Source organism: Pseudoalteromonas sp. Ld20, from assembly GCF_045064175.1.
GTDB classification, from domain to species: Bacteria; Pseudomonadota; Gammaproteobacteria; order Enterobacterales; family Alteromonadaceae; genus Pseudoalteromonas; species Pseudoalteromonas neustonica.
In genome coordinates, this window is sequence record NZ_JBISHB010000029.1 from 18,929 (window position 1) to 31,855 (window position 12,927).

Consider the following 12,927-nt stretch of genomic DNA (forward strand, 5'->3'; position numbering starts at 1 on the left):
ACAGGAGAGCTAAGGTGAAAGACTTACTTAAGTTTCTGAAGCAACAAAATAAGACCGAAGAATTCGATGCAATTCGCATTGGTCTTGCTTCACCAGACATGGTTCGTTCATGGTCATACGGTGAAGTAAAGAAACCTGAGACTATTAACTACCGTACTTTCAAGCCTGAGCGCGATGGCTTATTCTGTGCCCGTATTTTCGGCCCAGTGAAAGATTATGAATGCTTATGTGGTAAATATAAGCGTCTTAAACACCGTGGTGTGATCTGTGAAAAGTGTGGCGTTGAAGTAACACTCACTAAAGTGCGTCGTGATCGTATGGGTCATATCGACCTTGCGAGCCCAGTTGCACATATATGGTTTTTAAAATCATTACCGTCACGTATCGGCTTAATGCTAGATATGACACTTCGTGATATTGAACGTGTTCTTTACTTCGAATCATTCGTAGTAACTGAGCCTGGTATGACAACGCTTGAGCGTAGTCAATTACTTGGTGAAGAAGAATACCTTGATGCACTTGAAGAGCACGGCGATGAGTTTGAAGCTAAGATGGGTGCTGAAGCAGTTTTAGACTTGCTTCGTGAACTCGATCTTGCACAATTAATTGCTGAAATGCGTGAAGAGTTACCAACTATTAACTCTGAAACCAAGCGTAAGAAGATCACTAAACGTCTTAAATTAATGGAATCGTTCCACCAATCAGGTAATAACCCTGAGTGGATGATCATGACAGTACTTCCAGTATTGCCACCTGATCTACGTCCATTAGTACCACTAGATGGTGGCCGTTTTGCGACTTCAGATCTAAATGACCTTTACCGTCGTGTTATTAACCGTAATAACCGTCTTAAGCGTCTATTAGATTTAGCAGCACCAGACATTATCGTACGCAACGAAAAACGTATGTTACAAGAAGCGGTTGATGCGCTACTTGATAACGGTCGTCGTGGTCGTGCAATTACAGGTTCTAACAAGCGCCCGCTTAAATCTCTTGCTGATATGATCAAGGGTAAGCAAGGTCGTTTCCGTCAGAACTTACTTGGTAAGCGTGTAGATTATTCAGGCCGTTCTGTAATCACAGTGGGTCCTACACTTAAGCTTCACCAATGTGGTCTTCCTAAGAAGATGGCACTTGAGTTATTTAAACCATTCATCTATGGCAAATTAGAGCGTCGCGGCATGGCTACGACGATCAAAGCTGCTAAGAAGATGGTTGAACGTGAAGTTCCGGAAGTATGGGATGTACTAGACGAAGTAATTCGTGAACATCCAGTATTACTTAACCGTGCACCAACACTTCACCGTTTGGGTATCCAAGCGTTTGAGCCTGTGCTTATCGAAGGTAAAGCAATCCATTTGCACCCATTAGTATGTGCGGCGTACAACGCCGATTTCGATGGTGACCAAATGGCGGTACACGTACCGCTAACGATTGAAGCACAGCTTGAAGCGCGTGCCCTTATGATGTCGACAAACAACATTCTATCTCCTGCGAATGGTGAGCCAATCATCGTTCCATCACAGGATGTTGTATTGGGTCTTTATTATATGACTCGTGATCGCATCAACGCCAAAGGCGAAGGCGCAATCTTTAAAGATCCAAAAGAAGCAGAAAAAGCATACCGTAGTGGTAATGCAGACCTTCACGCAATCGTGAAAGTGCGTATTAGCCAATCAGTTAAAAACGAAAATGGTGTAGTAGAAGATACTATAACTGTTATCGAAACAACTGTTGGCCGTGCAATTTTGTCTCTTATTTTACCAACTGGTATGCCGTTCGCGTCAATTAACCAGCCATTAGGTAAAAAGCAGATTTCTGGCTTATTGAATGAGTGTTACCGTCGTCTAGGTCTAAAAGACACTGTTGTGTTTGCTGACCAAGTTATGTACACCGGTTTCCATTATGCAATGAAGTCTGGTGTTTCTATCGGTATTGATGACTTAGTTATCCCACCGGTTAAAGCACAAATCATTGAAGCAGCAGAAGCTGAAGTTACTGAAATCAACCAACAATTCCAATCAGGTCTTGTAACGGCTGGTGAGAAGTACAATAAAGTTATCGATATTTGGTCACGTGTAAATGAAAATCTATCACGTGAGATGATGTCTAACTTGTCGAAAGACACAGTGATTAATGCAAAAGGTGAAGAAGTAGAGCAAGCATCATTTAACTCTGTGTTTATGATGGCCGACTCAGGTGCTCGTGGTAGTGCTGCTCAGATCCGTCAGCTGGCGGGTATGCGTGGTCTAATGGCACGTCCAGATGGTTCAATCATTGAGACGCCAATCACCGCTAACTTCCGTGAAGGTCTAAACGTACTTCAGTACTTCATCTCAACGCATGGTGCGCGTAAAGGTCTTGCCGATACAGCACTTAAAACAGCGAACTCGGGTTACCTAACGCGTCGTCTAGTAGACGTTGCACAAGATTTGGTAATCAATGAAGATGACTGTGGCACAGAAGATGGCTTAACAATGAAACCGCTTATTGAAGGTGGTGATGTTGTAGAAGCACTTCGTGAACGTGTTCTAGGTCGTGTTGTTGCTGAAGATATTGTGATCCCAGGTACTAATACTGTACTTGTTGAACGTAATATCATGCTTGATGAAAAACTGTGTGATCTTTTAGAAGAGCATTCAGTTGATGAAGTTCGCGTACGTTCAGTTATCACATGTGATAATGACTTTGGTGTATGTGCTAAGTGTTATGGTCGTGACCTAGCACGTGGTCATATCATCAACGCGGGTGAATCAGTAGGTGTTATCGCGGCTCAATCAATCGGTGAGCCAGGTACACAGCTTACGATGCGTACATTCCACATCGGTGGTGCGGCATCTAGAGCATCTGCTGAGAACAATGTACAAGTTAAAACTAACGGTACATTGAAACTTCACAATGCTAAATATGTATTAAACACTGACGGTAAGATTGTTATTACTTCACGTTCTACGGAAATCACTATCATCGATAGTCATGGCCGTGAGAAAGAGCGTTATAAAGTACCTTACGGTGCAGTATTAACAGTTCAAGATAATGCTGAAGTTCAAGGTAACGACATTGTTGCTACTTGGGACCCGCATAGTCACCCAATCGTTCTTGAGCATAAGTCAAAAGTATCATTCAGTGATATCGATGACTCAAACACTGAAGCACAGACTGATGAACTAACCGGCTTAACCCGTGTAGTTGTTAAAGATCTTGCTAAGTTGAATACAAAAGAACCTAAGCTTATCATCGAAAGTGAAGAGCGCGGCTTGCAAGAAACTCGTCTTCCTTCATTCACTACGATTGAAGTAATTGACGGCGTTACAGCAAACCCAGGTGACGTGTTAGCACGTATCCCGCAGGAAGGTTCGAAAACTCGTGATATCACGGGTGGTCTACCACGCGTAGCCGATTTATTCGAAGCTCGTAAACCGAAAGAACCAGCTATTTTAGCTGAAGTAACCGGTACGATTAGCTTTGGTAAAGAGACTAAAGGTAAGAAGCGTTTAGTTATTACTCCACCAGAAGGTGATCATTACGAAGAAATGATCCCTAAATGGCGTCAACTTAACGTGTTTGAAGGTGAGCAAGTGTCTAAAGGTGAAGTTATCGCCGATGGTCCTGAGTCACCACATGACATCTTACGCCTACGTGGTGTGACTCATGTTGCTAACTATATCGTTAACGAAGTGCAAGAAGTTTACCGCTTGCAAGGCGTTAAGATCAATGACAAGCACATTGAAACAATTATCCGTCAAATGATACGTAAATGTACCATTACAGACGGTGGTCATAGTGAATTCTTAGCTGGTGAGCAAATCGAAGTGGCGCGCGTTAATATCGCAAACCGTGATCTTGAAGCTCAAGGCAAGTTACCTGCTAAGTTTGAAATCCAGTTAATGGGTATCACTAAAGCATCACTAGCGACAGAATCTTTCATCTCAGCAGCCTCGTTCCAGGAGACAACTCGTGTCCTAACTGAAGCCGCTGTAAATGGTAAGAGCGATGAACTTCGCGGTCTGAAAGAAAACGTAATTGTGGGTCGATTGATCCCAGCCGGTACCGGTTTTGCGTATCATCAAGAACGTATGGCTCGTCGTAAGCAGAGTAAAGTAGTCGTTGAAGAGCAAACGGTAAGTGCAGAAGAGGCAACTCAAGCACTAACAGACGCTTTAAACGCAGATTTATCTGGAAATCAATAAACTGAATCTAATCAATAGATTAGCTTTTAGCAAGGTAGTTATCTACTGCCTTGCTAACGGTTTAGGTTGACAGGTCAATCTTTGCTCATTAAAATTCCGCCACCCATTTACCTGCACGTTTGATACGAGCACGTAAATAAAGGGCGGATTTTTTCATTTTTTCAGTAGTAATTTTAATTTCAGGAGCTATTTAAATGGCAACTATTAACCAGCTAGTGCGTAAGCCACGTCGTAGCAAGGTTACGAAAAGTAACTCAGCTGCGCTTAAAGCGTGTCCGCAAAAGCGCGGTGTATGTACTCGCGTATATACAACTACACCTAAGAAACCAAACTCGGCGTTACGTAAAGTAGCTCGTGTACGTTTAACTAACGGTTTCGAAGTAACTTCATACATTGGTGGTGAAGGTCATAACCTTCAAGAGCATAGTGTAATCCTAATCCGTGGTGGTCGTGTTAAAGATTTACCAGGTGTGCGTTTTCACACTGTTCGTGGTGCACTTGACTGTGCAGGCGTTAGCGACCGTCGTCAAGCTCGTTCTAAATACGGTGCAAAACGCCCTAAAGGCTAATTGTTTTCCGTTAGTAAGGCCAAGCACTAAATATTTTTAATTATTGTTTTGGGTGATTGACTCGAAAGAGCAAACCTGAATAAACCGGAGATACAAAATGCCTAGAAGACGCGTAATAGGTCAACGTAAAATTCTTCCAGATCCTAAGTTCGGATCGGAACTTCTTGCAAAATTCGTTAACATCGTAATGTTAGACGGCAAGAAATCTACTGCTGAAAAAATCGTTTACGGTGCGCTAGATGTGGCTGCTGAGAAATCAGGCAAATCGCACCTTGAAATCTTTGAAACTGCACTTGAAAACATCCGCCCACAGGTTGAGGTTAAATCTCGCCGTGTTGGTGGTTCAACGTATCAAGTACCAGTAGAAGTACGTCCAGTACGTCGCAACGCATTAGGTATGCGTTGGTTAGTAGACGCTGCACGTAAGCGTGGCGAGAAATCTATGGGCTTACGTTTAGCTCAAGAACTTGTTGACGCTTCTGACAACAAAGGCACTGCGGTTAAGAAACGTGAAGACGTTCACCGTATGGCTGAAGCGAATAAAGCATTCGCACATTACCGTTGGTAATCTGTCTTTAACCTTTAAGAGGATTTTATGGCACGTACAACTCCAGTTGAGCTTTATCGTAATATCGGTATTGTTGCTCACGTAGATGCAGGCAAAACCACCACAACAGAACGAGTTCTGTTCTACACAGGTCTTTCACATAAGATCGGTGAAGTACATGATGGCGCTGCAACTATGGATTGGATGGAGCAGGAACAAGAGCGTGGTATCACAATCACTTCTGCTGCTACAACGTGTTTCTGGAAAGGGATGGACGCGCAATTTGACGCCCATCGTATCAATATTATTGATACTCCAGGACACGTGGATTTCACTATTGAAGTAGAGCGTTCTTTACGTGTACTTGATGGTGCGGTAGTTGTGCTTTGTGCTTCATCAGGTGTACAGCCGCAAACTGAGACAGTTTGGCGTCAAGCGAACAAATACGAAGTTCCTAGAATGATCTTCGTAAATAAAATGGATCGCACGGGCGCTGATTTCTTAGCGGTTGTTAGCCAGGTGAAATCTCGTCTTGGAGCAACGCCTGTTCCAATTCAGTTGCCAGTAGGCGCTGAGGACGACTTTAAAGGTGTTATTGACCTTATAAAAATGAAAATGATTAACTGGAATGATGAAGACCAGGGAATGACTTTCGCTTATGAGGCAATACCGGCAGACCTTCAGGAACAAGCTGAAGAATGGCGCTCAAACTTAGTTGAGAGCGCTGCTGAAGCATCTGAAGAACTAATGGATAAGTATTTGGAAGGTGAAGACCTGAGCGAAGCAGAAATTAAAGCTGCTTTGCGTCAGCGTACATTAGCAAACGAAATCGTCCCAGTTACCTGTGGCAGTGCATTTAAAAACAAAGGTGTTCAAGCTGTGCTTGATGGCGTTGTTGAATATATGCCTGCACCAACACAAGTAAAACAAATTCAAGGTATTCTTGAAGATGGTACTGAGGAAGAGCGTCCTGCTAATGACAATGCACCGTTTGCTGCACTTGCTTTTAAGATTGCAACAGACCCGTTCGTTGGTACTTTAACCTTCTTCCGCGTTTACTCTGGTACTGTTAAACAGGGTGATGCGGTTTACAACCCAGTAAAAAGCAAACGTGAGCGCCTTGGCCGTATCGTTCAGATGCATTCAAACTCACGCGAAGAGATCAAAGAAGTCTACGCAGGCGACATCGCGGCGGCTATTGGTCTTAAAGACGTAACAACAGGTGAAACACTGTGTGATCCGAATTCTAAAATTACGCTTGAGCGTATGGAATTCCCTGAACCAGTTATCTCTGTTGCGGTTGAGCCTCGCACAATCGCTGACCAAGATAAGATGGGTATCGCGCTAAGTAAATTAGCGGCAGAAGATCCTTCTTTTCGCGTACAAACTGACGAAGAATCGGGCCAGACTATAATTTCTGGTATGGGTGAACTTCACCTTGATATCATTGTCGACCGTATGAAACGTGAATTCAGTGTTGAATGTAACGTTGGTAAGCCGCAGGTTTCTTACCGTGAAGCTATTCGTTCAACTGTTAAAGTTGAAGGTAAATTCATACGTCAATCAGGTGGACGTGGTCAATATGGGCATGTCTGGCTTAAACTTGAACCGATGGATATTTCGGATGATGAAGCACCAATTTACGAGTTCGTTAACGAAACCGTAGGTGGTTCAGTTCCAAAAGAGTTCATCCCTGCGGTAGACAAAGGCATCCAAGAGCAAATGGCTCAAGGTGTGCTGGCAGGCTACCCATTACTTGGCGTCAAAGCGACTTTATATGATGGTTCATTCCATGATGTAGACTCGAATGAAATGGCATTTAAAATAGCAGGTTCATTGGCAATGAGACAGGGTGCGCTTGATGCAAGCCCAGTACTTTTAGAGCCAATGATGAAGGTTGAAGTACTCACTCCTGAAGCAAACATGGGTGATGTAGTTGGCGACTTAAACCGTCGTCGCGGCATGATCGAAGGCATGGAAGATGCGCTAGGTGGACTAAAATTAGTTAACGCCCAGGTTCCGCTTTCTGAAATGTTTGGTTATGCTACTGATCTACGATCTGCAACACAGGGCCGTGCCTCATACTCTATGGAGTTTTTGAAGTACGCTGAAGCCTCAAAAAATGTTGCAGATAAAATAATTGCAGCTCGCTGTTAAGTAATTTTTAGCTCGGTTTAGTCCAAAATGGACTGGACCTTTAATTTCTTTATAGGAATTTTTTAAGATGGCAAAAGAAAAGTTTGAACGCGTAAAACCGCACGTAAACGTTGGTACAATCGGCCACGTTGACCACGGTAAAACTACACTAACTGCAGCAATCACTAACGTACTTGCAAAAGTATACGGCGGTGTTGCTAAAGATTTCGCATCAATCGATAACGCTCCTGAAGAGCGCGAACGTGGTATCACTATTTCAACGTCTCACGTTGAATATGACACTCCTTCACGTCACTACGCACACGTAGATTGTCCTGGTCACGCCGATTATGTTAAAAACATGATCACTGGTGCTGCTCAAATGGATGGCGCTATCTTAGTAGTTGCTGCGACTGATGGCCCTATGCCACAAACGCGTGAGCACATCCTTCTTTCTCGTCAAGTTGGCGTTCCTTACATCATCGTGTTCATGAACAAATGTGACATGGTTGATGACGAAGAGCTACTTGAACTAGTAGAAATGGAAGTTCGTGAACTTCTTTCAGAATACGATTTCCCAGGTGATGACTTACCTCTAATCGCTGGTTCTGCGCTTAAAGCGTTAGAAGGCGAGAAAGAGTGGGAAGATAAGATCGTTGAGCTTGCAGAAGCACTTGATACTTACATCCCAGAGCCAGAGCGTGACATCGATAAGCCATTCATCATGCCTATCGAAGACGTTTTCTCAATCCAGGGTCGTGGTACTGTTGTAACTGGTCGTGTTGAAGCTGGTATCATCCGCATCAATGACGAAGTAGAAATTGTTGGTATCAATGATACAACTCGTTCTACTTGTACTGGTGTTGAAATGTTCCGTAAGCATTTGCTTGGTGACAATAGCGTTTTGGACCCACCTGATCCCATGCCGAACTCAGTAGTGAAACGAAACAGCGCCGATGATAGTGTAGCATTTGTTATGTGAAAGTAGGTCATCGCCAGGCTCCAAATAAAGAAAGCCCGACTCACTGAGTCGGGCTTTTTTACGTCTGCAGGAAAGTGAAAAAGCGAGCAAGGTGGCGAGTGTCGCTCGGGCGTTCACCTGAAAGCAGTACACCCTCATATATCGGTTGTCGCGATAAATCACGACCTACAGTAGTGCGTTTAGTTTATTGTCAACAACAACTGAAAAGTGAGCCACTCGAGTATTTGAATAATGATCCACTATTTATACCAATCGACTTAAATATTTAACCATTCTAGCGGGCTAAATAAAGCGCTAACAGCGTTAGTGATTTTTCAAGTAGTAACAACTACATGTCAAAATTTCTGCCTTGTTATCACTGTATTTACCTGTCGCTATAAGTGGCCAGTAACTTAGCATGATTGGTATTATTAATATTTTACATTAATCCGCCTTGTTTTTTTCTTCGATTCTATAACTCCACACTCATTTGAATATCTCTGTTGTGGTCAACTAATTCCGGACACATTATAAGTAACCGAAAACTCGCTTTCTGCATTGCATTTTAATAATAAGATAAATTAAATTTTATATTAAGCTTAAAAATCAGTTGCTTAAAATTGGCTTGATTACTGCTTCATTAACTATCAATTAATACAGTGGAGATGACCTATGCTCAGGAAATTATTATGCTTAATCTTTTTTACGCTTTTATCTGGTTGCGGCGGTTCCGGAGGGGATACTACAGCAAGCCCGGTTGTAGTAACGCCCCCCGTTGTAGTTGAGCCTGTTGATAACTCACTAACAGACGTCGTGATCCCATCAGGATTTGATTGGTCAATGAATGATGAGGTGAGTATCAATTTTAAAGTTGTAAGCACTATAACGATGATAGACCAAAGTGGAGCTGGTATTGGTGGTAAACATTTCATAAAGGTTACTGCTATCGATCAAAACTCAGAGCAAGTGGGCACTACATTGCTCAAAGCCCTAACATCACGAACTGGGCAGTTAGAGAGCACGCTTAAATTTCCTAATGAGTGGAGTGGAATTAAAGTTGACGCTAAGGTTGATGGGGTAGTTTGTACTGAGACGTTTTTAAAAAATGTTTTGTTGGGGGACCTTGAGATTAAGTGTCCAGTTGAAGTTAATGCAGAAGAAGGATAACCGCGATGAGTCTTAAAAAAATTATTTTAGCGTCTGTATTATCTCCTTCATTTTGTGTAATAGCCGCAGCAACAAGTACAAGCACGGTGGATAACCAAGATGGGACATTTACATATACTCAGCGTATAAACAAACAAAGTACTGCACCTCATTATTTAGCTCCTCAAAACTATGGCTTTGATTTTTACTCGCATTATTCTCAAGATTATGGTTGGCAGCATAGTTTTGAAAACCTTGAAGATCCATTACTTAAAATACAAAGTGCCACGTTATTAATTCGAGGCTATGACATTGATTCTGAGTCTTTTCATGGAACGAGTGGTGAATATGATGGTATTAGTGTGGATGGTTCAGAGCTTAATCCTGGCTTGCTACAAGGTACTAACGGTACATGGTCTGAAACATCATTTGATGTGCCTTTGTCAGCCATAACTGACGATGGTTTAGTTAATGTATTTCTTGATATAGATATGAACCACGACTACGTGAAATGGAAAACAACTTTAGATTATAGTGAGCTGGTCATTACGTATGCTATAACCCCGAATGATTCACCATATTTGCCTGTTCTAACAGTAGAAAATGAGAGTTGTCTATCGCCAGATAAAGATCTAGTTATTGTGGTTGATAATACAGAAAATGCAGATCCCGATGGTGACAGCGTTACCTACCAATATCGTTGGTTTGTTGATGTAGGCCAAGGTGAAGTTGTTGATGATGAAATAGTGGGTAAAACAGATCACTCAGGTAGTACTGTATTAGCCTCGCAAGTGCAAGGTGGTGAAATATGGCGTGTGCAGGTCACCGCGATTGATAGCAATGGTTTAATTAGTAATCCTGCATTTTATACATGGGAAGTAAGTGCTGATACAGACTCTGATTGTGATGGGATTAGTAATATTGATGACGATTATCCAAACGACCCACAAAGAGCCTCAAATAACTATACTGTTAAATCAACCCTAGCGTTTGAAGACTTGTGGCCTAATAAAGGCGACTATGACTTAAATGATTTTGTTATGGGTTACACCTTTAATGTTATAAAAAATGCAGATAACCAAGTGAAGCAGATTGACCTAACTGGATCTATCAATGCACGAGGTGCAAGCAATGCAAATGCATTTGCTTTAGCATTTGATAATATTTCAAATGGGAGCGTTCAAAGTGCAAGCATTGATATAGCAGGTAATACACGTTCATTGGTTGCTGAAGCTGGACACACAAATCAACTCGTTTATACATTGGTTGAAAACATTCATGATGTAACAGCAAGTGCTAATGGGTATCAGTTTTTTAATACGCAAAGTGGTGATGAAAGCGATGTAGTACCAGTAACAATGAGTATTATATTTAATGACACTGTGAATACTTCAGATATTGGTAACGCTCCCTTTAACCCATTTATATACCCGGTAAATGATCGTGGGCGTGAAGTGCACCTTCCTAATCATTCCCCTACAGCGTTAGCAAACGCTGATTTATTTAAAACGGGTGACGATAATTCTGAAGTAGGTGGAGCACAGACATACATGACAACTGATGGTCACCCTTGGGCGCTCGATGTTACTTCAGTTTGGTCACATCCAATTGAAAATGTGGATATTGTTAATGCATACCCAATGATTAAAGAGTGGGCTGAAAGCAAAAAAGGTAAAAATACTACTTGGTATAATGAACCAGTAAAAGGTAAGTGTTGGAAGTGTAATTAATACCAATTTAATGAAACTAGTATTATAGGTTCAGTTATTTTAAATAAAAGAGTAGATCAAAAACGCCAGCTTTAGCTGGCGTTTTAATGTGGCGACTAAAGTTAATTAAGCTTTAGGGCCTGCATTTTTAATATCGTCTGAGACATCATACTTAGCGAAGTTTTCAGTGAAATCAGCAGCAAGCTTAGTCGCGTATTCAGCGTACTTTGCTTTATCTTCCCATGTGTTAATTGGGTTAAGTAAATTGCTGTCTACACCTGGAACTGCTACTGGCACGTCTAGGTTTAAAACATCGATGTGCTGAGTTTCAACACCAGCCAGCTTACCAGATACGATTGCATCAACAACAGCACGTGTTGTTGGGATATCAAAACGCTTACCAGTGCCGTAAGGGCCACCAGTCCAACCTGTGTTAACAAGGTATACTTTGGCACCAAACTCACGTACACGCTTCATAAGAAGCTCAGCGTAAACACCTGCTGGACGTGGGAAAAATGGTGCGCCGAAACACGTTGAGAATGTTGACTCAATATCGCTGGTTGAACCAATCTCTGTAGAGCCTACTTTTGCAGTGTAGCCACTTAAGAAGTGAAACGCTGCAGCTTCTTCAGTAAGGATTGATACCGGTGGTAATACACCGCTTACATCACATGTTAAGAATACAACGGCTTTTGGTTCACCAGCACGGTTTTCTACTTTACGCTTTTCAACGTGTTCAAGTGGATAAGCTGCACGGCTATTTTGAGTTAGGCTTGTATCGTGAAAGTCAGGAATGCCTTTATCATCTAGGACGACGTTTTCTAGGATAGTTCCAAAGCGGATTGCATCCCAAATAACTGGCTCATTCTTTTGTGAAAGGTCGATACATTTAGCGTAACAGCCGCCTTCGATGTTGAATACGCTGCCTGGTGCCCAGCCGTGTTCGTCGTCACCAATTAGAAAGCGAGTTGGATCTGCTGATAAGGTAGTTTTACCTGTACCAGATAGACCGAAGAACAATGCTGTGTCGCCAGCTTCACCTACGTTAGCTGAGCAGTGCATTGGTAATACACCCTTCGCTGGAAGTAGGAAGTTCTGAACAGAGAACATTGATTTTTTCATTTCACCGGCATAACGCATACCTGCTAGCAATACTTTACGTTGTGCAAAGTTGATAATAACGGTGCCGTCGCTGTTAGTGCCATCACGTTCTGGATCACATACAAACGAAGGTACATTCATTACCTGCCACTGGGGTAAATCAGATGCATTGTAAGACTTAGGTTCGATAAACATGTTTTTGGCAAAAATATGATGCCATGCAGTTTCTGTTGTAACAACAACAGGTAAATAGTGCTCTGGATCAGCGCCAACTTCAAGGTGAGAGATGAAGTGGTCGTTGTCTTGCACATGTGCTTCTACACGTGCCCATAAAGCGTCAAATTTATCTGCATCGAAAGGGCGGTTTACATTACCCCATTGAATTTCATTTTCAGTACTTGATTCTTGAACAATAAAACGATCTTTTGGAGAACGGCCAGTACGGCGACCAGTGTTCGCAACAAAAGCTCCATTGGCGGCTAAAGTCCCTTCGCCACGACGGATCGCGTGTTCGACAAGTTCAGCTGCAGTTAGATCGACAAAACGAGTAGCGCTTGAAGTCATGTTT

At 42.4% G+C, this 12,927-nt stretch carries 7 protein-coding genes, 1 rRNA gene and 1 pseudogene; 8 read left to right on the forward strand and 1 reads right to left on the reverse strand.

Annotated elements, in window-relative coordinates; genetic code table 11:
• Positions 1–14 precede the first annotated feature (14 nt).
• From rpoC to ACJJVX_RS05550, 8 genes and pseudogenes are all read left to right on the forward strand, one after another.
• Positions 15–4,190 (forward strand): DNA-directed RNA polymerase subunit beta', encoded by a 4,176-nt coding sequence (gene rpoC / locus ACJJVX_RS05515; RefSeq protein ID WP_054206870.1) that lies wholly within the window; start codon positions 15–17, stop codon positions 4,188–4,190.
• A 194-nt stretch (positions 4,191–4,384) separates the two neighbouring features.
• Complete coding sequence (gene rpsL, locus ACJJVX_RS05520) at positions 4,385–4,759, forward strand: 30S ribosomal protein S12 (protein ID WP_002958885.1); 375 nt, start codon at positions 4,385–4,387, stop codon at positions 4,757–4,759.
• A 97-nt stretch (positions 4,760–4,856) separates the two neighbouring features.
• A complete protein-coding gene (rpsG, locus tag ACJJVX_RS05525; RefSeq protein WP_054206871.1) occupies positions 4,857–5,327 on the forward strand; it encodes a 30S ribosomal protein S7 in 471 nt (156 codons plus the stop codon).
• Between the two features lie 27 nt (positions 5,328–5,354).
• Positions 5,355–7,463: an elongation factor G gene (gene fusA / locus ACJJVX_RS05530; RefSeq protein ID WP_054206872.1), complete on the forward strand. Its 2,109-nt coding sequence runs from the start codon at positions 5,355–5,357 to the stop codon at positions 7,461–7,463.
• Between the two features lie 67 nt (positions 7,464–7,530).
• Positions 7,531–8,328, forward strand: a pseudogene (locus ACJJVX_RS05535) (elongation factor Tu); the annotation flags it as partial.
• Positions 8,329–8,443: ribosomal RNA gene (rrf, locus tag ACJJVX_RS05540) — 5S ribosomal RNA — on the forward strand. It begins immediately after the preceding pseudogene.
• Positions 8,444–9,075: 632 nt separating this feature from the next.
• Positions 9,076–9,570, forward strand: a complete 495-nt coding sequence (locus ACJJVX_RS05545; protein ID WP_054206827.1) for a hypothetical protein — start codon at positions 9,076–9,078, stop codon at positions 9,568–9,570.
• A gap of 5 nt (positions 9,571–9,575) precedes the next feature.
• Entirely contained in the window at positions 9,576–11,279 is a 1,704-nt protein-coding gene (locus tag ACJJVX_RS05550; protein WP_064436085.1) for an LruC domain-containing protein, read from the forward strand.
• Positions 11,280–11,384: 105 nt separating this feature from the next.
• Here ACJJVX_RS05550 and ACJJVX_RS05555 read toward each other — a convergent pair whose 3' ends face one another.
• Complete coding sequence (locus ACJJVX_RS05555) at positions 11,385–12,923, reverse strand: phosphoenolpyruvate carboxykinase (RefSeq protein WP_054456056.1); 1,539 nt, start codon at positions 12,921–12,923, stop codon at positions 11,385–11,387.
• Between the last annotated feature and the right edge of the window lie 4 nt (positions 12,924–12,927).